Source organism: Ruegeria sp. AP11, from assembly GCF_056535865.1.
This window is the reverse complement of record NZ_JBQFJB010000002.1, coordinates 665,402-687,046: the sequence shown is the minus strand read 5'-3', so window position 1 is coordinate 687,046 and position 21,645 is coordinate 665,402. Positions and strand designations below refer to the sequence as shown.

Sequence of the window (21,645 nt, the reverse complement as noted above, 5' to 3'; positions counted from 1 at the left end):
GTTTTCAGGGAGTTTCTTAATGACATTAATGTATTGGTCGCACGACGGGGCCATCGACGCTGGCCTTGTGATCTGAAGGCACGGGTTGTTGCGGAAACGCTTCTAGTTGGCGTGACGGTAAGCGAGGTAGCGCGTCCAGAGTGTTGAGCTACTCCCTGAAATTAGGACACTGACGTAAGCTATGATTTTTTGTCACGAAAGCTTAAGCCGTGGATCGGCAAGTGAGGCGCAAGATGGTTGAGCCGACCAATCCGGACCTGCCCATCGGCAAGTAATGCAAGCCGCTGTCGATCTTGCGGTCGTCATTCTATTACACGCCCAAGGGCGAGACGGCGCTGAATCTGATGCTGATGTGTCAGATTGATGAGCAGTTCCTGGAAGCGCCGTTCTTTGGCGTGCGGCCGATGACCTGGCATCTGCGCAACGAAAGCCATCTGGTGTACGAAAAACACTTACGCCGCCTGATGCGGCTGATGGGCCTCATGCCTATCTATCAAAAGCTCAATACCAGCAAGGCGGCGGAGGGGCACAAAACCTACCCCTACTTGTTGTGCGGCTTGCGAGTGACCCCGCCCAATCAGGTCTGGGTCGCAGACATCACCTAACTGCAAATGCGTAAGCTGCGTGACGAATGCCTGAATGAAACGCTCTTCTCAGCTCACTGGCCGAGGCCCGTGAAACGCTGGAAGCATGGCAGGAGAATAACAACCTTCAAAGACCATATTCGGCGTTGGGCAACCTGACACCGATGGAATTTGCAGAGAAAATGAGCATGGACAAACTGGCCGCGTAAGTTCATCAAGCCAAACCCAAGGACTCTCCGTGAAGTGGAGGAAACTTGGGGCGCAGATCATGAGGCTTTGCCATTGCAATCATTTGGTCTCAAATATTGGCGAAGTAGTTCGATAAATTTGAAAGCTCTTGTAAATAGTTCACGGTAATTGTTAGCGTAAAGAATGGTTTCAAACTGCGGACCTCTTCGAAAGATAGTTTTTACACCGAGTTCGTTGTCCCATTTGGAGTGTTGAAAAAAGTTCCTTGATCTCTCCCAACGTTTCAAACGAACTCATCCTGTTGCCTGTGCTGAAGGCGCATCGTGGCGACGGTGGCGGGTTGGTATTGACGCAGAAATATCTTGATGGCGCGACTGAATATGCCAAGCATTGGGACGGTCAGGTAACCACACTCGCCGAAGTTTCTCTGACCGCTTCGACCGATATGGATCATGTTGAGGTACATAGCGATCAAAGCCACCAAACCCGGATCGAAGAGCGACCGATAGCACTTGATAAACTGATCCAACGTATTGGTGGCGCAGGTTGCGTGGTCGGATTTCTCGATCCGAGCCAGGCAGAGTTGACGCGCCGGTGCCATTCTGCCGGAATACCGCTGGTTCATGTCTGTGAATACACGTTGCGCACCGAATATCAGATCATTGAGGCGACGCGGATCAATCGGCTGGTCAAATTGCGCCGCAAGCATTGGGTCCGGAATGCCGAGCGTATACGCAGGAGCTTGCTCGGCCTGCTGGCGGGGCTGCAGTGCAATGGCGTACCGATCTATGATGCCTACAGGCCTGCGCGAGAAGATGCGTTTCTGTTCTTCGACAATCGCGTCAGACAGTCCGATGTCGCGACAGATGAAGACCTGAAGAAGAAAGCGGCAAGATTGCGCGAAGATTCACCGCTTCGCCTGATCTTCGGGGGGCGGTTTGTGCCAATGAAAGGTGTGTTGCATCTTCCTCGCGTCGCACAGGCATTGATGAAACGTGGCGTCGATTTTCAGCTCGACATCCATGGGTCTGGCCCAGATGAACAACCGCTTCGCGCGGCCATCCGGCGCTATGGCATCGAAGACCGTGTGACGATCCATCCGCCGGTTGATTTTCTTTCAGGCTGGGTTCCGCTGTTGAAGAACACGCCGAATTTGTTCGTCAGTTGCCACCCGCAAGGCGATCCGTCGAGCACTTATACCGAGGTGATGTCCTGCGGTGTGCCGATCGCAGGTTTTGCCAACGAGGCGTTCGAGGGCATCGTATCGCATTCCGGCAGCGGATTTCTTGCGCCGTCGGGAGAGGCGGAAAAGCTGGCAGATCAGATCGCGAAACTTGATCGCAATCGTCAACTGCTGATTGATGCGGCCCGAACAGGGCGTGACTTTGCCCGGGAGCACTGTTTCGAAGCGACGTTCCGGCGGCGTACGGAGCATTTTGCAGAAGCGGCGAGTGCCTGGCAGCGCAAGATGGCTCTCAATTCGGCAAATGACTGACGGTGCCAGGGGCATAGCTTAAGCGCTACCAAGCTGGTCTCATGAATTGCCCAGGTCAACTATCCGGCATGGGGATCGTTCGAAAGTCACCTTCCAACCACGCAAAACGGGTCGTCATCGGTTCGGCTACGTGCTGTCGGATCAGGTTGAGAAGCGTGTTGTGCAGCAGCCGGGTGGTTGTATGTGGATAGACATCGGTGGTGAACAGCGACACGGTTCGCGCAAAGCTTTTGCCGGGAAACGGCAGCGCGCGCGTATCTTTGTGGAACCGACGCGCGCGAAAATAGCTGGCGGCGGTTGTGATTGCCCAACCACTGCCTTCGGCGACCAGCCCGATGATGGACTGATTGCACTCAAGCTCGAACCGGTTGGGCAGGTTGATCTTGCTTCGGGTCAACTGACTTTCGATCAGCTTGCCAATGTTGTGATCGCGAGAGTATCGCAGCAGCGGCAACGTGGCCTCGGAATCAAGCAAATCTTCGACCGGGCCTTCAAACGAATGCGGCAGGATCAGGATGAACGGGTCCCTGAGCAACGGAAACTCCATCAACCCTTCGACATGATCCGAAGGTCGTGCCGCTACCCCGGCATCCAGTTTTTGCGATTGAAGCTTGTCGATGATTTCATGGCTGGGGCGGGTGAACTGACGAAAGTTGCATCGCGGCAGCGAAGCTGAAAGTTGTCGGAAAAGCTCTGGCACAACACGAATATCCAAATCATCGAACAGCCCCAGTCTCAGATCTGTTGCATGTTGCCAACTGCCCGAGCGCAGCTCGGCCTCGCCGCGTTTCAGGGCTATCAACCCTTCCTGTACATGGCGCTGGAACACCGTTCCCGCCGGGGTCAGGCTCATCGGTCGCCGGCCGTGATCCACCAGCCTGACATCCAGTGCTTTTTCCAGACTTTTCAGATGGTTGGATACGGTGCTAATTGATAGGCCGGTCTCTGCCGAGACTTTCTGAATTGACCCAAGTTTGGAGATCAGCTGGAACACCTCCAGCCATCTGAGGCTGAGTGATTTCTGTGGCATCCAGACGCTCCTTATCTCTCGCTCATTTGGGGAAAGCGAAACAGAGTTTCGGTTTTACCGCAACAAGATTTTTATTTCTCGATTCCGCCTGCTTCCGATTAAGGTTTTCTCACTGATCCGGAGTTCGACGTGTCATTGCAGTCGGACAGACGGGACCAGCAGGGAGAAAATAGTCAAAATGATCAAAAGAAAACTGCTCACCACGGCCTTTGCCGGGATTGCTGCGCTGACTGCCTCGCAGGCGGCGGCGTTGGATGAAATCACGGTCGCATATTTCCTGGAATGGCCGATGCCGTTCCAATATGCCAAGGCAAATGGCACTTACGAGGAAGAGCTTGGCGTCAAGATCAACTGGGTGTCGTTCGACACCGGCACCGCGATGTCTGCTGCCATGGCATCGGGCGACGTGCAAATCGCGGTCAGCCAGGGCGTGCCCCCTTTCGTAGTCACCACCTCGGCGGGCCAGGATATCCAGATTGTGGATGTGGCTGTCAGCTATTCGGACAATGACAACTGTGTTGTCGCCGAAGCGCTGGAGATCGATAAGGACAGTGCCAGTGAACTGGCCGGCAAGAAGGTCGGTGTTCCGATCGGTACGGCGGCGCATTATGGCTTCCTGTCCCAGATGGCGCATTTCGGAGTTGATACCAGCACACTGGAAATCGTCGACATGGCCCCGGCCGACGGTGCGGCGGCCTTTGCGCAAGGTAACCTGGATATGGTTTGTGGCTGGGGTGGTGCGCTGCGTCGCATGACCGAGCACGGCAACATCCTGTTGACCGGCGCGGAAAAGGAAGAGATCGGCATTCTGGTCTTTGACGTTACCAGCGCGCCGTCCGGCTTTATCGAAGAACAGCCAGAGTTGCTGTCCAAGTTCCTGAAAGTCACCGCAGATGCAAATGCCAAATGGAATGCCGGTGATGCCAAGGACGAGATGTTGCCGGTGATCGCCAAGGATGCGGGCATGGACCCGGCAGATGCCGAGGCCACAATCGCGACCTTCACCTTCCCGTCGGTTGATGAACAGCTGTCTGAAAAGTGGCTGGGAGGCGGTGCTCAGGAGTTCATGAAAGGTGTGGCCAACGTGTTCGTTGACGCAGGCAGCATTGAGGCGGCACTGGATTCCTATGATGGTGCGGTGAATGCCGATCCGCTGACCGCAGCTCAATCCGCTGCAACCAACTAAATCGCTGAAAAAACAGCGTGGTAGACCGGCTCGATCATCGGGCCGGTCCTCTCATAATAAAAACAGGAAGGAAATGCGATGTCCGGATTGGACATAAAGAAGGTGTCGATGCGCTTTGACCTGCCCAATGGTGCGTCAGTGCAAGCCCTCAAGGACGTTTCGCTTAGCCTCAAAGAGGGTGAGCTGATGTCCGTGCTGGGCCCGTCGGGGTGCGGCAAGACAACTTTGCTGAACATTCTGGCCGGGTTTCTTGCACCGACCTCGGGCACCGTTGAACTTAACGGTCACGTTGTCACCGGCCCCGATGCCGAACGCGGAATGGTATTTCAGAAGGGCGCGCTGTTTGAGTGGATGAACGTGCGCGACAATGTGGAATTCGGCCCCCGCATGAAAGGCATGCCCAGAGCCCAGCGGGAAAAGATATCGGACCACTTGCTGGAAGTCGTGGGTTTGCAGGACTTCAAGGAAAAGGCGGTTTACGAACTGTCCGGCGGTATGCAGCAGCGTGTTGCACTTGCCCGCTGTCTGGCCAACGAGCCGGATGTTATTCTGATGGACGAACCTTTGGGCGCTTTGGATGCGCTGACACGTGAAAAGATGCAGGGTCTGGTGCTGAAGCTCTGGAAAGAGACGGGCAAGACCATCATCCTCATTACGCACTCGGTTGAAGAGGCCCTGTTGCTGGGCGAACGCCTGATCGTCATGGCGCCTCGGCCCGGGCGGATCCACAAGGAATACAATCTTCCTTTTGCGGAACGCGGCGTGAATGCGGACCTGCGTGACGTGAAGAAATCCGAAGGCTTCGCCGAAAAACGCGACGAAATCCTGTCGATGATCTGGGAAATGGAAGAAGAAATCATGGGTCGGACGGAGCAGGTCGCATGATTGTCCTTCTTTTCTATATCGGTCTCTTTGCCGGCGCATTCTTCATCGTGTACGCCTTGCGGCGTGGCCTGCATGCGCGTCAGGATTTCACCAGCCTCAAGACGGTAACCTTCGGGGATGAAAGCGCTGTTCGCGCGGACAGGGCCGCCTCGATCATCTCGGTGGTGGTGATCTTTCTGATCTGGGGGGCTTTCACCGGCTCGAAGATCATGCCGATCCACGTACCGGGGCCATTTGTTGGCGAGACGCAGTTCACCTATACGTTGGAACATCCCGACGGCAGCACCGACGATGCGACGGTGTTCGTGCGCGTTCCGGCCTTCGGCGAAGAGGCGGAAGATTTCGAGGTTGAGCCCGGCAGCGGCTTTGCCAAGGATGTGGCCTTTGCAGCACCCGCAGGCCGGTCCTCGACCATTCTGTTCGACAAGAATGATGAGGTGACCCGCAAGGATGGTGCCAAGATCATCGCTATCAATGGTGCACCGATTGGCCCGGATGACACAATTGACACGGGTAATGGTGAAGTTCGGCTAACCGGCAAGGGCGCGATCAGTTTTACGCCCAAACAGGGCCTTCAGATGAACCCGATCTGGCTGCCCGCACCGGAAACGGTTGTCGCGCGGTTCTTTGAAATCGCAAGCGAGGGATATCAGAACTTCTCGCTGTGGCAGCATCTGGGCTGGTCATTGCTGCGCGTGATCGCCGGGTTTGTCGCCGGTGCATTAGTCGGGATACCGCTGGGCTATGCGATGGGCCTGTCCGGCTGGTTCCGTGGCTGGTTCGACCCGATTGTCGAGTTCATGCGTCCGGTGCCGCCGCTGGCGCTGATCCCGCTGGTCATCATCTGGTTTGGTATCTGGGAGACCGGCAAGATCGTCCTGCTGTTCCTGGCGGCGCTTTGGATCATGACCATCGCTGCGCGTGCAGGGGTTTCCGGGGTGAATATCTCGAAAATCCATGCAGCCTATTCGCTTGGGGCCTCCAAGTGGCAGATCATGCGTTATGTCATCGTGCCCAATTCGCTGCCCGAGATTTTCACGGGCGCCCGGGTGGCTATGGGCGTTTGCTGGGGTACGGTTGTTGCTGCTGAACTGGTGGCAGCCCAGAAAGGCGCCGGGATGATGATCATCGCCGCGTCCAAGTTCCAGCTGACCGATATCGTGATCATGGGGATCGTTCTGATCGGTGTGATTGGCTATGGCATCGATATCCTGATGCGCAAGGCTGAAAACTGGCTGGTGCCGTGGAAAGGCCGCAGCTGATCTGTCGGATCACAGCATAGAAGCGGCTCCCGAATAATTTCGGGGGCCGTTCAGTAGTCGGATACCAGCAAAAAATCCGGTGCGGCGTCTTCTTCGATGCTTGCAAAGCGCGGGATCGGGTCTTTGAATACGTTGTCCGTGCGGTCATCGTTCACGGTCGAGACCTCTCCAATCAGACAATCGCCCTGTTCGGCCCAGAAGGCATGCCAGATGCCTGGCATCAGGGTGACACTCTGACCCGGTTTCAGGCGCAGCAATTCACCGGGCTTAATGGTGATCGGGCACCCGTCGCTGGGAACAACGACCGGCGTTTCACGGTCGATACCACCGTCAGAATCCGAGGCATAAATCTCCATCACCAAATCACCACCACCACGATTGATGATGTCTTCGGCCTTCAGGATATGCCGGTGCATGGGCGAGAGTTGCATGTCGCGCGAGATTAACAGTTTCTCGGCGTAAAGCATGCCGCGCCCTAGGTTCAGATCCTTCACATCACCGTTGCGCAGGGTGAACAGAAACAGGCCCAGCTCGTCGAACCGACCTTGGCCATAGTCGGTGATATCCCAGCCCAGACCCCGGTCACGGATGCCTGCTGCCTCGTCACTACGCATTTGCTCGGGTGACCACTCGGCAAAGGGTGGCAAAACAGCTCCAAACGAGTGGATAAAGGCTTGTGCTTCAGCCTTGATGCGGTTGATGTCGGATCGTTTCATGGTCTCGTGCCTGTCAAATTTCATGCGCCCAGGGCGGGTTTGCCCCGGCACGGGATACGGTTATGGCAGCCACCTGCGCGCCCAGTTCCAGCGCTGCTTTCAAGTCATTCGCCGAGAGGGATCGCAGCGCCGTTTTGCTGAGATGTCCGGCCCGGTCCAGTTGAGCAAGAACGCCAGCGTTGAAAGTATCGCCCGCGCCAACGGTATCGATGACATCGACCTTCTGAGCCGGGGCCGAGGCCACTGAACCATCAGCAAGATAACCCGTTGCGCCATCACCGCCGCGAGTGACGATCACTACCGAGGGTCCGGCTTGCAGCAACAGAGGTATCTTCTCGGCATGAGTTTCCGGGCCGGGGATGATCCAGTCGAGATCCTCGTCCGAGACTTTGACGATATCGGCCTGCGCGATCATCCGGTTCAGCCGGGTGCGATAGCGTGTCTGGTCCTTGATGAAGCTTGGCCGAATGTTCGGGTCCAGCATGACGGCACGGTCTGCACCGTGACGCTCCAGCAGCGCCGCATAGGCGTCTGCACAGGGCTCGCAGGCTAGGCTGATCCCGCCGAAATACAGTGCCGAGATCCCGGGCAGCCGATCCGGCATGTCTTCGGGCCGCAACATCCGGCCCGCTGAATTTTCGTCGACAAAGCTATATGTCGCGTGACCGTCCTGAAGCTGCACAAAGGCAAATGTCGTCGGGCGATCCGAGCGGATGATATGGCTGGTTGACACATGGCTGATCTGCAATGTGGCGGTCAGTTGTTCCCCGAACATATCGTTCGAAAGGCCGCTCAGAAGCCCGACCTGAGCCCCTAATCGCCCCAATGCAATCGCGGTGTTGAAGATGGCCCCGCCGGAATGCGGTACAAACCCGTGTTCGCCTGAAACGGTCGGGGCGGCAATCATGTCGATCAGCGCTTCTCCGCAGCACAGGATCATCCTGCTGTCCTTTCCTTTGGCAGATCCATCGGGACCCTATCGCGCAAGTGCATTCTTGCAGAAATTGTTAGCGCCAACAATGCCGAACTCATCCTGTTCCGAGACATAGACATTCATGCCCTGTCGCAGCGCGTCGAACCGGCCGCCTGCATTGAAGGCGCGCAGGAAATCCTGCCCGAACAGCCAACGGTTCTTTGCAGCAACGCCGCCAACCAGAAACACACCACCTGTTGGAACCAGCGCCACCGCCAAATCCCCCATGATCGCGCCGAGATGTTCGGTAAACATACGCGCGGCTTTGACGGCGCAAGGATCCGTGCCATCCTGCGCGTCCTGCAGGATGTCCTTTGCGGATCGCACAGCGGGTTCGGCCAAACCGTGCGCCATTCCGATGGCCTGATACAGGACCGGCAGGCCCGTGCCGCTCAGGAACATCTCGGCCTCCATCACAAGACTGTCGTCGAAGAAGCATTCCGGCACGATGCGCAGGGCAGCGTCGAAGATTTCGACCTCATCGCGGTGCCTTGGCGACAGACCCATATGTCCGCCTTCGCCCGAGGCCGTGTGGAAATGCCCTTCGGACCAAATCAAAGCGCCGACGCCCAGTCCGGTCCCTGGTCCCACAACCAAACGGGTTCCCATCGGAGGCGTGCCTTCCCCTTGCAGAACCTCAACATGATCACCGGTGATTTCGGCCACCGACCATGCAGCAGCGGTGAAATCGTTGATCACAAAAGTGTGGCGCGCACCTGTGGCCTGGGCGAGTTCATCTTCGGTCAGCACCAGATTGGCGTTGGTAAAACGAATGGCACCATCCTTAACCGGACCGGCGCCTGCGGCAACCACGGCGCGCGGATCGGTGCCAATTTCATCACGCAGGCTGTGCAACGCCTCTTGTAGATCGGACAGTGTACCTGTCGGGTGTTTTTGCAGATCCGTCAGCTCTCCGTTGGTGACGACGCCCAACCGTGTGTTGGTACCGCCGATATCCGCCACAAGGTTCCAATGGGCGTGCACATGGCTTTGGGGCCTGACCCATGGCGCCGGGCGTGGCTGATCGGTTAGGACGGTCATAAGCTCTGAGTTCTGAGTATTCAGGAAAACACCTGTGATCGGCATGCTCTGCCGAAGCGCGTCTTGCACCACGTCCAGCTCACGCCCCAATTCAGTCGGGGCATCACCATCCAGCGTGACCACTAGCGGCAGGTCATGGGAATAACCCTGTTTAGCGAGGAGATTTGGCAAGTCTTGCGCCGCAAGGCCATACCAGTCCACCGGTTCAGCGATGATGGCAAGGTCGTGCTGACACGCGTCTGGCAGATGGGTGACACATTCGCCGAGCAGTGATGCAGGATAGGAGCCGCCGATGATCGCCTCCCGTACGTGGTTCAGTTCTGTGCCAATATTGGTCACGCCAAAACTGCGCATCGCTTGCACCGCATGGCCATGGGCCAGCAACTGGTGATGCAGGCTTCGCGTGTTGCTGCGTTGGTCATTTCCTTGGCTGGGGCAGAGGCCAATGGTTGCGACGCTGAACAAAAGCTCGCCGGTCCGGGCCACGACTGTTTCGGCGAAATCAGCAAAGCGTTTGGCGATGTCCCGATTGCGCCATCCGCCAAGATCTTCCAGTGCGGCGGGCAAAGTTTCATGCCCGAGCGTTATGCAGGGCCGCAGCCCGTGTTCCAGTACCAGATCAATCTGCTGCGCAAGGCGATCCAGGGCCTCGGTGTCCAGAGAGTGCCCATCCGGCTGAATCTGGTTCCAGTGAATGTGCAAGCGATAGCTGTCGAATCCTCGCGCTATCTGCGCAGGTTCGACCGCACCAAACAGGAATCCATCGGGAAAGTCTGAACGGGTGTATTTCATCATTGCAACCTGTTGGGCGTGACCTGCGCATGCCACCTAGCAGGTTATGTTAGCGTTATCTACCCTTATGATTAAGGCTGTCGGCGCGTTTGGAACACAACGTCGCAACCGTCGATCCGGATGTCCTGCCAGACGACAGGGTCTGCGTTGTAGTTGATCAGAACCTCATGGGTCGCTGTCTCGCGCCGCCGCAAACCCGGCGGCATCTGTATCATGGGCAGATTTGTCTGCGTCGCCGCCATGGCGATGATCCTTTCCCAAAGAGGCTCATCCGGGAAACCGCCCAGATACCAGAGGTTGGCATCCCCCTTTAGAACTGCCTCGCCGTTGGTAAAGCTCAGCAGGTCGGGTGCGTTTCCAGACAGGCGCTCGGCCCAATGAATAATTGCGCCGCCGCCTTGAACCGGGCGTTCGGTGCCGGGGGGCAGGGTCTCGACCAGATCGACCGAGCAATCCATGGCCGAAAGACCGGGGCGTCCGTGGTCGGGAATGCGGAATTCGGGCGTGATAGCGCCGGTGCGCGGGCCGAGGATTGCGAGTTTGGCTTTGCGCAGTTCCTGCTGCAGCTCCTCGCAGATACTCGCAAGACCGGGCGCCAGGATCAGGTTATACCCTTCGGGCAGCGGATCTGACGCAGAGAGAATATCCACGGAAAGCCCCGCGCGCCGCAGCGCCCGATAGGCCGAAAACACAAGGCGGAAATATCCAAATCCCGCGCCTTGAGGTTGCGTCTCCCACGCCCAGTCCGAGGCATAGTCGAACAGGATCGCCACCTTCGCGCGCGCGGGGGCAATCTTTCCAAGCTCGGCCAATTCATCGGCGGTCTGTCTGGCCTCGGCCAGAGCGGGGGCATCTTCCCCCCACGGAGTCAAAAGGCCCGCATGCATCTGTTCTTGCCCGAACGGCGCCTGCCGCCAGCGGAAATAGCTGACAACTTCAGCGCCATGCGCCACCGCTTCAAGTGACCAGAGGCGTACCATACCGGGCAGCGGGGCAGGGTTGTAGGGTGCCCAGTTCACCGGGCCCGGCTGTTGTTCCATCACCCACCAGCGTCCACGGCCAACCGCGCGGTAGAGGTCGTGATGAAACGCCTGCATATCCGGATCGCCCTGCTGCAGGAAAGCGGACTTGTGGGCGTCATCAGCCTCAAGCCGGTCGGACAGAAAGCCAATCGGATAACTGTCCCACGTGGCGATATCGAGGTCCTTGCCGACCTCGAAGTGATCAAACTCCAAGACCCGGCCCATATAATTGTGCAGCAGCGGCGCATCGGTCAGCGGGCGCAGCGCATCGACCTGTGCTTTGTTGAAGGCCACAACCTGATCTGAACTGAACCTGCGGAAGGCCATTACGTGGGATGGGTTGGGTTCCGTAACTGTCAAATTAGGCAGGTCGATCTGGTCAAAGCTGTTATATTCCATCGACCAGAACACATTGCCCCAGGCCTCATTCAGTGCCTGAACCGTCCCATAACGCTCCTTCAGCCAGCCCCGAAAGGCCTGCAGCGCCACGGGGCTGTAGCTGAGCGTCGTGTCGTGACAGCCATATTCATTGTCGATCTGCCACGCGACGACATGTGGATTGCGCCCATAGTGTTCGCCCATGATCCGCGCGATACGCACGCTTTCAGCAACATAACCTTCGTGGCTGAAACAGTAGTGCCTGCGCGATCCGAACTTGCGCGGGTTGCCTTGGTCGTCAAAGGCCAGCATGTCGGGGTGCTTATCCAGCATCCACCGGGGTGGCGTTGCCGTAGGTGTACCCATCACCACCTTCAACCCCGCCGTGCCCAACACCTCAACCGCGCGATCAAGCCAGTCGAATTGCAGATCGTCGGGCGTTGGCTCCAGCCGACTCCAGGCGAATTCGCCGATACGAACCCATTTCAGGCCTGCCCGCACCATACGCTCTGCGTCTTCGGACCACTGTGTTTCGGGCCAGTGCTCCGGATAATAGCATACGCCAAGTTCGGGTTTCATAAGCGGACCCTATGTTCCATCTGTCCCTGCGCAACGTTTCGCGCGCAAAGGGTCATACCGTTGGTTGGGTTTGAACTCAGGACGTCCGCGTCCAGCCCTTGTCGGGCTGAGGTGCAGAACAGAGTGGTCAGGTCATCTCCTCCGAATGCAGGGCAGGACGTGTGGAGCGCGTCGAAACCGATTGCGCGTAGAAACTGCCCGTTCACATCATAAGCGGCCACACGGCTGGCACCCCATTGGGCGATCCAGATATTGCCTTGAGCATCCACGACGGCACCATCCGGGTTCAGACCCTCTTGCGTGAGGTCGAGAAAGACAGCTGCGTCCCCTTCGGGCCATCCGGTCTGTGCGTTCAACCGCCATCGCATGACCTGTTTCGTGACAGTGTCGCAGAAATAGCCGCACGACCGATTGGGCGCAAAGCTGATCGCGTTCGAGATTGTGATGTCCCCGACCAAACACCTCAGCTCTCCCTGCCAATAGCGATAGATTGACCCGGCACCAGCCTCAGCCTGCTTGCCCATGGTGCCAATCCAGAACCCGCCCCATGGGTCGGCGCGCCCGTCATTAGAACGCGTGATCGTGTTGTCCGCCTCAAGCGGCGCTATCAGTTCTTTCTCGCCGGTTTCCAGTCCAAACCGCCAGAGCCCGGTTTCAGACGCAATCAGCAGCGTGTCGCGATCAACCCAGCCTGCGGCCGAGACATGCTCATCAAACTGCCAGACCTGCCTGTTATCCCCCTCACGCGACATCAGGCGTTTGCCGATAATGTCGAACCAGAACAATTGTTGCCGTTCAGGGTGCCACAACGGCCCTTCACCCAGTTCACAGGGGTGATCGTCAAAGATTTGGCTCATGCGATGGCCTCGTCATAGGCCGCAACGATCTGGCGGGCGCGTTCGGAGATATCCCCGACCGACATGCCGGGTTTATAAAGCGCGGACCCGATGCCAAACCCATCTGCGCTGGCCTTTATCCAGTCCCTGAAGTTCTCAGGCCCCGCTCCGCCAACCGCAAACACCTGGGTTCCGGCAGGCAAGATCGGCCGCATCGCGGCAAGACCCGAGGGTCCGGCCATGGACCCCGGAAACAGCTTCAGACCGCTCGCACCGGCCTTGAGTGCCGAAAAGGCCTCGGACGGGGTGAACACGCCGGGCCAGCTTTCAAGACCAAGGCTGCGGGTGTGAGAGATGACGTCGACGTCGCAATTGGGTGAAACGATCAGCTGACCTCCGACCGCGGCCACGGCGTCGACTTCATCCTGCTTCAGGACAGTACCCGCGCCGATCAGGGCGTTCTCGCCATATTCGCGTGCCAGAACGCCGATGCTTTCCAACGGGCCGGGCGAATTCAACGGCACTTCGATCCGGTCGATCCCGGCGTCAATCAGCGCGTGTCCGACGGCGGCGGCTTCGGGCGGGGTCAAACCGCGCAGGATTGCAATTATGGGCCGGCTCATGCGGTTTCCTTCGTCAGAGACCGGGCCTGTCGCAAACCTGCAAGAGTTGCGGTTGTGGCCTCTGCTGTTTCAACCATCGCGCCTTGTTGCTTAAGCGCTGCGGCATAGGCGTTGGTCATATCTTCTGATCCTACAATGGCCAGTTGCTGCCCCAACCAATAAGGTCGTGTCGCGGCAAGCTCCGCGCCGATCAACAGGCCGGACAATCGCGCCCGCGCAACCGACTTGCTTTGTCCATGCAACAGGTCGGCGGCGCGAAGCCCGAACAGGCGCGCAGCAAGCTGTTCCGGTTTCGACAGGGCATCAGCGACCGCTTCGCCAAAGCTATTGTCATCCCATCCGTCCCCGACCGAGTGCCGCAGGACCGATTGCCCGCGCAGCAGGTCGAACATCTCGCCCGTCATGAAGGTGCGGAAACTGATCACCTCTCCGGCGCTGATCTGCACCCATTTGGTATGGGTGCCGGGCAAACAGATGACGCCGTCCCAATTTGGATGCCCGGCTAGATAGCCAGCAATCTGTGTTTCCTCACCGCGCATGACGTCCGCAGGGTCGGATTGTTTCAGACCGGGTACGACAAAGGCGTGAATACGGGGGTCTGTATTGGGGACGCGGATCGGAGATGTTGGCACCGGGGTCGAAGGGACAGTGACATAGGGTGCCTCGACCCAGCCTTGCCGGGCTCCGACCATGCCGCAGGTGATCACGTCTACGGGGGCGGAAGGGAGCCAGGGTTCAATCAGCGCCATCAATGCCGCTTGAAAGTCGCCGCCGGCTGTTTTGGACATACCATCCTGTGATTGGGCATGGTCCAGAATGCGGTCATTCTGCATGGCCCACGCTCTCAGGCGGGATGTTCCCCAATCAACTGCGATCCAATCCGTGTTCATGTTGTCATCCCGTTGTCACCACACCACCATCAACCACCATGCACTGGCCGGTCATTGCATGGCTGGCCTTTGACGCAAGAAACAGCGTCGGTGCAACCATGTCTTCGGGTGTGAGGTGTTCTTTCAAGCATTGTCGTTCCAGATGCGCGGCCAGATCTTCGGGCGTGGCCCACATATCCAACTGCTTCTGGGTCAGCACCCAGCCCGGGGCCAGCGCATTCACCCGGATGTTCTGCGGCCCCAGTTCGCGCGCCAGTGACCGGGTCATGCCGGTGATCCCCGCGTTCGAGGTCGTGTAGATCGGATAGCCGGAGTTGCCCATCATATAGCTGATCGAGCTGAAATTGATGATCGACCCGCCCTTGTCCATTTGCCGGGCAGCTTCCTGACAGGCGAAGTAATAGGCCTTGAGGTTCACCTCAATCATCCAGTCCCAGAACTCAGAAGTGGTTTCCTTTAGCCCATGGCGTTTGTCATTGGCCGCGTTGTTGACCAGCACGTTCAGCGGACCATGCGCTTCGGCAGCCTTTTGCATTGTGGCGTGCAGAAGTTCGATATCCGTCATGTCACCCTGCAGGAACAGCGGCGTGCGGCCATGCTTGTTGCGCATTTCGTCGACAAAGGCACTGGCGTCGGAACGGCCGATGAAGGCGACATTGGCTCCTTGTGCCATGAACCCATCGGTCAGCGCGGCCCCAACGCCCGAGCCGCCGCCGGTGATATAGACCGAAGCGCCGTTCAGATCGTGGAATGTGGCGGGCTGTGTCATCAATGGCTCTCTCTGGTGACAAGGCGGGTATCTTTGCCGACAAGAAAATCAAGGTCAGCCCCCTGATCGGCTTGCAAAACGTGATCGATATACAGTTTCGCGTAGCCGCGCGTGTAGTGCGGTTCGTCCGGTTGCCATTCAGCACGGCGGGCGTCCAGTTCCTTTTGATCCACCAGCAACTCCAGCTCGCCTTTGCTGGCAGAAACACGGATGCGGTCGCCAGTTTTGACCAGCGCCAGTGGGCCGCCTGCCTGCGCCTCGGGGCTGACATGCAGGATGACGGTGCCGAAGGCGGTGCCCGACATGCGCGCGTCCGAGATGCGGATCATGTCACGCACACCATCTTTCACCAGCTTGGCCGGGATCGGCATGTTGCCGACCTCGGGCATGCCGGGATAGCCTTTGGGACCGCAGCCCTTGAGCACCAGAATGGTATTGGCCGTCACTGGCAAGTCGTCACGGTCGATATTGGCCTTCAGGTCTTCGATATTCTCGAAGACGTAAGCCTCGGCCTCGGTTTCTAGAAGCGCGTCGGTGGCGGCCGAGGGTTTCACGATGGCCCCGTTCGGCGCCAGATTGCCGCGCAGAACGCGCAGCCCGGCGGCGGGTTTTACCGGGTCATTGAACGGGCGGATGACGTCGGAGTTGAAACACTCGGCCCCCTCGTAATGGGCCGAAATATCCTTGTTCAGCACCGTTTTTGCGGGACGCAGGAAGGGTTTGAGTTCGTTCAGCACAACCGGCACACCGCCCGCATAGCAGAAATCCTCCATCAGGTATTTGCCCGATGGCATGCAGTTCACCAGCAGCGGGATATCGGACCCAAGCTCGAAATCCTTCAGCGCCAGATCCACGCCCACACGACCCGCCAGCGCCAGCAGATGCACTACCGCATTGGTAGACCCTCCAACGGCGGCATTGGTCAGGATGGCGTTTTCGAACGCCTCCTTGGTCAGAATGTCCGAGGGCTTGAGGTCTTCGTCTACCATCTCGACAATCCGCTTGCCGGTCAGATGCGCCAGCGCCATGCGGCGGGCATCAACGGCGGGCAGGGCGGCATTGGTTGGCAGGCTCATGCCCATCGCCTCGACCAGCGAGGCCATGGTGGACGCGGTGCCCATGGTCATGCAGACCCCGGCGCTGCGCGACATGCCGGATTCGGCGTTCATGAAATCCTGCAGGGTCATCTCTCCGGCCCGGACGGCCTCGGAGAACTTCCACACATCGGTGCCTGAACCGATATCCTGACCGCGATATTTGCCGTTCAGCATCGGACCGGAACTGACCACGATCGAGGGCAGATCGACCGAGGCCGCGCCCATCAACTGCCCCGGTGTGGTCTTGTCGCACCCGCCCAGCAGGACGACGCCGTCGATGCCATAGGCGCGGATGGATTCCTCGACATCCATCGCAAGCAGATTTCGGAACAGCATGGCGGTGGGCTTCATCTGCGTTTCGCCCAGCGACATGACCGGGAATTCGACCGGAAAGCCCCCGGCCTCCCACACACCGCGTTTGACACCTTCGGCGAGGTCACGCAGGCCCGAATTGCAGGGGGTCAGTTCCGACCATGTATTGCAGATGCCGATGACCGGACGGCCATCGAAAGCGTGGTCAGGGAAGCCCTGGTTTTTCATCCATGACCGATGGATGAACCCGTCCTTGTCGAGCTTTCCGTACCAGTGCTGTGAGCGGCGTTTTGTCATTTTGGCGGGGCTTTTCGTGGCTGCGGTTGGAAGTGAGTATTTGTGAAAAGATGAAGATCAGGCGGCGCGCGCCGGGCGGCACCAGTCGGGCAGCCAGTCTGCATGGGCGGTCAGAAGATCACTCACCAGATTGCGGATCTGGCGCAGGTCAAGCTCGGCTGCAGTGTGCGGGTCCATCATGGCGGCGTGATAAATGAATTCCGGGTTCTGGTCGACCAAAGCACGAACCGTCAGTTCCTGCACATTGATCTGGTTGCGCATCAGGGCGATCAGTTGTGGCGGGATATCGGTGACGACCGAGGGCTGAACCCCGTTGCCATCGACCAGACAGGGGGTTTCCACCGCAGCGCCCATGGGCAGTTGCGGGATTTGCCCAGTATTGGGCAGGTTTCCGTAAGCCGTATAAGGTGTGTCTGTTACGATGGCGTTCATCAGGTCGGCGGCAAATTCATGGCTGCGGGTCACCGCGATGTCGCGACCATCCGTCAGCGTCAGGGCCTGTTCTTTCCAACTGGCCATCTGTTCCTCGCACCGGATTGGATATTCGTCCAGCGGGATCGAGAATTGCTCGATCAGATCGGCACGTCCGTCCTTGATGAACCACGGCACGTATTCCGCCAGATGTTCCGAGCTTTCGGTGCAGAAATAACCCAGATGATCCATCACCTCATAACGTACTTTGTTGGGGCAACGCGGCATCAGAAGGGGTGGCTTGGGCAGGTGCCCGCTGGCATAGCCGCGCCGCAGGGCGGGGTAAAGATCGCGGCCCTCATGGTCTAAACGCAGGAAAAATGCGACGTGGTTGACGCCTGCGACCTTGTAGCGGATCTCGTCTTTGGGCAGGTCCAGGTCATGGGCCAGTTCCTCGACTGTGTTCTGGACGGAATGGCACAGGCCCACCTGCTTCAAGGCCGGAAACCGTTCCGCCAGCGCCCATGTGTTTATCGCCATCGGGTTCACATATTGCAGCAAGGTCGCATCGGGGCACAGTTGCATCATGTCCTGCGCCACATCCCAAAGCACCGGAACCGTGCGCAGCCCGCGCATGATGCCGCCAACGCCCAGCGTATCGGCAATGGTCTGGCGCAACCCGTATTGCTTGGGGATCTCGAAATCGGTCACCGTACAGGGCCTGTAGCCGCCAATCTGGAAGGCGGTGATGACGAAATCCGCCCCTTCCAGCGCCGCGCGTCGGTCCGTGTGGGTAGAAACCGTCGCGCCAGTGCCAACCGAGCGGATCATGGCGCGGGCCACCGCCTCGCTTTCGGCAAGGCGCTTCGCATCGATATCCATCAGCGCAAAGTGGCTGTTGGCAAGGGCCGGGGTCAGCAGTGCATCGCCCACGATATTCTGCATGAAGATCGTCGAACCTGCACCGACAAAGGCGATCTTGGTCATAGGGCAAACCTTTGGCTTGACGTTATTTTACGGCACCGAGGGTCAGGCCTGCGATGAAATGTTTCTGCATCAGGAAGAACATGGCCACCGGCGGCAGAGCTGCGACGATTGAACCGGCGCTCATCAACTGATAGGCGGCGCGGAATTGCGCATTAAAGCTAGTGATCCCGGCCGTCACTGGCTGGCTTTCGGCGCCCTGGGTCAGCACGACGGCCCAGAAATAGTCGTTCCAGATGAAGGTAAAGATCAACACACTGAGCGCCGCAATGGCAGGCTTCATCAGCGGCAGAACCACATACCAGAAGATGCGCCATTCGCTGATCCCTTCCACCCGCGCGGCCTCGATCAATTCAAAAGGCAGGGCGCGGATGAAGTTGCGCATGAACAGGGTGCAGAATCCGGTCTGGAACGCGATGTGGAACAGCACCAGACCGGTTTTGGTGTTGTAGAGGCCCAGTTCCAGCGTCAGATCGCGTACCGGCACCATAAGGATCTGGAAGGGCACGAAATTGCCCGCGACGAACATGAAGAAGATCCACAGGTTCGATTTGAACTTGTAGATGCCCAGGGCAAACCCGGTCATACAACTGAGCGCAACGGCTCCGATCACGGTCGGTATGGTGATCAGGAACGAGTTCAGCAGGTACCGCGGCATGTCCGAGTTGAAAAAGACCTGCCCATAGTTGAACGCGCCTTCAAAACTGGAGGGCATCCCCCAATAGTTGGCGTTTGTAAAGTCAGCCGCGGGTTTGACCGAGAACAGGGCGACCGCCAGCAGCGGGCCCAGCCACAGCAACAGAGCGAGCGGCAGCATAGCCTGATAGGTGATCTGCGCCGCGCGGGGTTGTTTTTCGATGGGTGTGGGAAACATCTCAGTGCCCCTTCTCTTCACGGTACATCGACCACAGGAAATAGGCGATGAAGCAGAGCATGATGAGGAACAGGATCACCGCGATGGCCGCCCCGTAACCCATGCGGAAACCGTATTCGGACAAGGCGACTTCGAACATGTAATAGGCCAGCACGCGGGACGACCCGAACGGCCCGCCCTGGGTCATGATCGAGATCAGGTCGAACGACCGCAGCGCGCCGATGATGGTGACCACGAAGGCAATAAAGGTGGCCGGGCGAAGTTGCGGCAGGATGATGTGCCACAGCATCCGCCAGCCTTTGGCGCCATCCAGACGTCCAGCCTCGATCTGTTCGGGGTCCACCGCGTTCAGGCCGGTGAGATACAGGATCATGCAATACGCCGTTTGCGGCCAGAGGCCCGCGAAGATGATGCCATAGGTCACGAACCTTTCGTCGCCCAGCACATTCAATGGTCCGAGACCAAAGAAACCAAGGAACTCGTTCAGCAGGCCAAAGGTCGGGTCGTAGAACCACGTAAACACAAGACCGACAACGACCTGAGAGATTACGAATGGAAAGAAGAACAACGACTTGTACAGGCGAATGCCCCACACCGTCTGGTTCAGGAACAGCGCGATGAACAGACCCGCCGGGATCGCGGCCAGATAAAGGATCAGCCAGATCAGGTTGTTTTTCAGCGAAATATAGAAGGCATCCTGATCGATCCATTCCCAATACAGGTCTTCGTAGTTGCGGAACCCCACATATTCGGCCGCGCCCAGACCGTCCCACTCGTAAAGCGACAGGTTGAAAGACTGGAAAACCGGGATGATCACATAGACCATGAAGAACAGCAGACCGGGGGCCAGAAACAGCCAGGGCGCAATGCGCTGTTGGTTGCGGTGGAACCAGCTTTCCTGTTCTGGGACGTCTGCGGCAATGGTCATGGCGGCATTCCGGCTGAGGGGTGGCGGGCTGAAGCCCGCCCTACGTTTTTGGTCTGGTATAGGCCGGGCTTCAGCCCGGCCCTGTTCGTTTAGTTGTCGTAGATACGCTGGCGCGCGCGCTCCAGCTTGGCCAGGATACGGTCGGCATTGTCAGGCTTGACCATGAACTCCTGAAAGCCTTCCATCGACACCTTGGCCATTTCCGCCGGTGCGTCACGGTCCCAGAACTGGGCAACGCCGCCCGGGCTGTTCGACGACAACATGGTAAAGCCCTGCTGCAGGAACTTGTCGTCATCCACCGCCGATTGCGCATTCACCGGCAACTGGCCGAGATTTGCGCCATTGTTGATCTCGGTCTGTTCGTCCGCCGAAACAACAAAACGCAGGAACTCACGCGCGGCTTCCTTGTTTGAGGCATTGGCCGGAATGTGGAACGTGTCCGTCGGCGCATCTTCGGCCAGTTCGACATCGGGGTTGATGGCAACGAACTGGTAGAAATCCAGTTGGTCATCACTCAAGCCCGCCTCACGCAGAGGCGCCACCGCGAAGTTGCCCATCAGATAAGCGGCGGCTTCGCCGTTGACCATGAAGGGCAGAGCCTCTTGCCAGCTATAGGTCTGGTGGTTGTCGATGAACGCACCCATGTCGATCAGCTGTTTCCAGTTGGCGAAGGTCTGTTTGACCCGGTCATCCTCCCAACTGATTTCGCCATTGGCGAGTTGGTTGTGGAAGTCGAACCCGTTGGTGCGCATGTTCAGATAGTCGAACCAGCCGCCTGCGGTCCACAGGAACTTGGTCCCGATGGTATAGCAGGCACGGCCGGAATCGACGATCTTCTGACAGTTGGCCAGTTCCTCTTCCCAGGTGGTCGGCTCGGACAACCCCAGTTCGTCAAAGATGTCTTTGCGATAATAAACGCCCCACTGGTAGTAGGTATAAGGTACGCCCCATTGCTTGCCGTCGATGGTCATCGCACCTTTGGTCGAGGCCAGATTGTCAGCGATTGCAGGCTCGGCCCACAGGTCGGATACATCTTCGAACAGTCCCGCCTCGACATAAGGCTTCATCCGGTTGGCAGCGTACCATGTGGCCACGTCAGGGGTGTCGGCGGTCAGAAAGTTACGGATTTGAGTCTTATAGGCCTCGCGATCGATCACTGTGGTTTCGATGGCCAGATCCGGATGCTGCTGCTGGAACCGTTCGATCATCGCCTCCATCGTCGCGCGTGGCGCCGGGTTCGATGTGTCGAGGAAAATGCGCAGCTCGCCGGTCAGCTCGGCGGATGCCGGGATGGCAAGCGCGACACTCATGGCCAGAGCAGCCGTCGTACGCTTGAAGATGGAATGCATGGTTTCCTCCCTTTTGCTTCCATTCTGGTTTATATAGTTTCAAATAATGAAACCTTGTTTTATATATTGAAAACTACACATCGACTCAGCTAGTCTTGTCAAGACCAACGTGGCCACGCCACGTGAAACCGGAGGAGCACAGG

Annotated in this window: 20 protein-coding genes; 6 read left to right on the top strand and 14 right to left on the bottom strand. The window is 58.2% G+C overall.

Translation table 11 applies throughout. From position 1 onward, the window contains the following. Window positions 1-293 precede the first annotated feature (293 nt). The 3 genes from ACR3E4_RS21025 to ACR3E4_RS21015 all read left to right on the top strand — a co-directional run bounded on the left by ACR3E4_RS21025 (window position 294) and on the right by ACR3E4_RS21015 (window position 2,268). Entirely contained in the window at window positions 294-605 is a 312-nt protein-coding gene (locus ACR3E4_RS21025) for an IS3 family transposase (RefSeq protein ID WP_480567217.1), read from the top strand. A gap of 56 nt (window positions 606-661) precedes the next feature. After that, window positions 662-793, top strand: a complete 132-nt coding sequence (locus ACR3E4_RS21020) for an integrase core domain-containing protein (RefSeq protein ID WP_480531419.1) — start codon at window positions 662-664, stop codon at window positions 791-793. Window positions 794-1,218: 425 nt separating this feature from the next. Then, window positions 1,219-2,268 carry a glycosyltransferase gene (locus ACR3E4_RS21015; protein WP_480567215.1) on the top strand — a complete coding sequence of 350 codons (1,050 nt, stop codon included), beginning with the start codon at window positions 1,219-1,221 and terminating at the stop codon, window positions 2,266-2,268. 55 nt (window positions 2,269-2,323) lie between these two features. Here the strand turns inward: ACR3E4_RS21015 and ACR3E4_RS21010 are convergent, their stop codons facing one another. Next, window positions 2,324-3,298: a LysR family transcriptional regulator gene (locus ACR3E4_RS21010; protein WP_480531355.1), complete on the bottom strand. Its 975-nt coding sequence runs from the start codon at window positions 3,296-3,298 to the stop codon at window positions 2,324-2,326. A 178-nt stretch (window positions 3,299-3,476) separates the two neighbouring features. On the opposite strand from ACR3E4_RS21010, the gene ACR3E4_RS21005 reads away from it, so the two are divergent. From ACR3E4_RS21005 to ACR3E4_RS20995, 3 genes are all read left to right on the top strand, one after another. Beyond that, complete coding sequence (locus tag ACR3E4_RS21005; protein WP_480531353.1) at window positions 3,477-4,484, top strand: taurine ABC transporter substrate-binding protein; 1,008 nt, start codon at window positions 3,477-3,479, stop codon at window positions 4,482-4,484. A 78-nt stretch (window positions 4,485-4,562) separates the two neighbouring features. Beyond that, a complete protein-coding gene (locus tag ACR3E4_RS21000; protein ID WP_480531351.1) occupies window positions 4,563-5,369 on the top strand; it encodes a taurine ABC transporter ATP-binding protein in 807 nt (268 codons plus the stop codon). Then, window positions 5,366-6,631, top strand: coding sequence for an ABC transporter permease (locus ACR3E4_RS20995; RefSeq protein ID WP_480531349.1), 1,266 nt, complete (start codon window positions 5,366-5,368; stop codon window positions 6,629-6,631). The genes ACR3E4_RS21000 and ACR3E4_RS20995 overlap by 4 nt, the downstream gene beginning before the upstream one ends. A 50-nt stretch (window positions 6,632-6,681) precedes the next feature. Here the strand turns inward: ACR3E4_RS20995 and ACR3E4_RS20990 are convergent, their stop codons facing one another. From ACR3E4_RS20990 to ACR3E4_RS20930, 13 genes are all read right to left on the bottom strand, one after another. Then, a complete protein-coding gene (locus tag ACR3E4_RS20990; RefSeq protein WP_480531347.1) occupies window positions 6,682-7,347 on the bottom strand; it encodes a D-lyxose/D-mannose family sugar isomerase in 666 nt (221 codons plus the stop codon). Between the two features lie 13 nt (window positions 7,348-7,360). After that, window positions 7,361-8,287, bottom strand: coding sequence for a carbohydrate kinase family protein (locus tag ACR3E4_RS20985; protein ID WP_480531345.1), 927 nt, complete (start codon window positions 8,285-8,287; stop codon window positions 7,361-7,363). A 36-nt stretch (window positions 8,288-8,323) separates the two neighbouring features. After that, on the bottom strand, window positions 8,324-10,156 hold the full coding sequence (locus tag ACR3E4_RS20980; RefSeq protein ID WP_480531343.1) for a family 1 glycosylhydrolase: 1,833 nt from the start codon (window positions 10,154-10,156) through the stop codon (window positions 8,324-8,326). 68 nt (window positions 10,157-10,224) lie between these two features. After that, complete coding sequence (locus ACR3E4_RS20975) at window positions 10,225-12,132, bottom strand: beta-galactosidase (protein WP_480531341.1); 1,908 nt, start codon at window positions 12,130-12,132, stop codon at window positions 10,225-10,227. After that, window positions 12,129-12,989, bottom strand: a complete 861-nt coding sequence (locus ACR3E4_RS20970; RefSeq protein ID WP_480531339.1) for an SMP-30/gluconolactonase/LRE family protein — start codon at window positions 12,987-12,989, stop codon at window positions 12,129-12,131. The genes ACR3E4_RS20975 and ACR3E4_RS20970 overlap by 4 nt, the downstream gene beginning before the upstream one ends. Continuing rightward, window positions 12,986-13,591: a 2-dehydro-3-deoxy-6-phosphogalactonate aldolase gene (locus tag ACR3E4_RS20965; protein ID WP_480531337.1), complete on the bottom strand. Its 606-nt coding sequence runs from the start codon at window positions 13,589-13,591 to the stop codon at window positions 12,986-12,988. Before ACR3E4_RS20965 ends, ACR3E4_RS20970 begins: the two co-directional genes overlap by 4 nt. Further along, on the bottom strand, window positions 13,588-14,481 hold the full coding sequence (locus ACR3E4_RS20960) for a 2-dehydro-3-deoxygalactonokinase (RefSeq protein WP_480531335.1): 894 nt from the start codon (window positions 14,479-14,481) through the stop codon (window positions 13,588-13,590). Before ACR3E4_RS20960 ends, ACR3E4_RS20965 begins: the two co-directional genes overlap by 4 nt. A 4-nt stretch (window positions 14,482-14,485) precedes the next feature. Beyond that, a complete protein-coding gene (locus ACR3E4_RS20955) occupies window positions 14,486-15,250 on the bottom strand; it encodes an SDR family NAD(P)-dependent oxidoreductase (RefSeq protein WP_480531333.1) in 765 nt (254 codons plus the stop codon). Beyond that, complete coding sequence (locus ACR3E4_RS20950; protein WP_480531331.1) at window positions 15,250-16,956, bottom strand: IlvD/Edd family dehydratase; 1,707 nt, start codon at window positions 16,954-16,956, stop codon at window positions 15,250-15,252. The genes ACR3E4_RS20955 and ACR3E4_RS20950 overlap by 1 nt, the downstream gene beginning before the upstream one ends. 57 nt (window positions 16,957-17,013) lie before the next feature. After that, window positions 17,014-18,354, bottom strand: a complete 1,341-nt coding sequence (melA, locus tag ACR3E4_RS20945; RefSeq protein ID WP_480531329.1) for an alpha-galactosidase — start codon at window positions 18,352-18,354, stop codon at window positions 17,014-17,016. 22 nt (window positions 18,355-18,376) lie between these two features. Then, on the bottom strand, window positions 18,377-19,225 hold the full coding sequence (locus ACR3E4_RS20940) for a carbohydrate ABC transporter permease (RefSeq protein WP_480531327.1): 849 nt from the start codon (window positions 19,223-19,225) through the stop codon (window positions 18,377-18,379). A 1-nt stretch (window position 19,226) separates the two neighbouring features. Beyond that, window positions 19,227-20,153 (bottom strand): carbohydrate ABC transporter permease, encoded by a 927-nt coding sequence (locus ACR3E4_RS20935; RefSeq protein WP_480531326.1) that lies wholly within the window; start codon window positions 20,151-20,153, stop codon window positions 19,227-19,229. An 89-nt stretch (window positions 20,154-20,242) separates the two neighbouring features. After that, window positions 20,243-21,502: an ABC transporter substrate-binding protein gene (locus ACR3E4_RS20930; protein ID WP_480531324.1), complete on the bottom strand. Its 1,260-nt coding sequence runs from the start codon at window positions 21,500-21,502 to the stop codon at window positions 20,243-20,245. Between the last annotated feature and the right edge of the window lie 143 nt (window positions 21,503-21,645).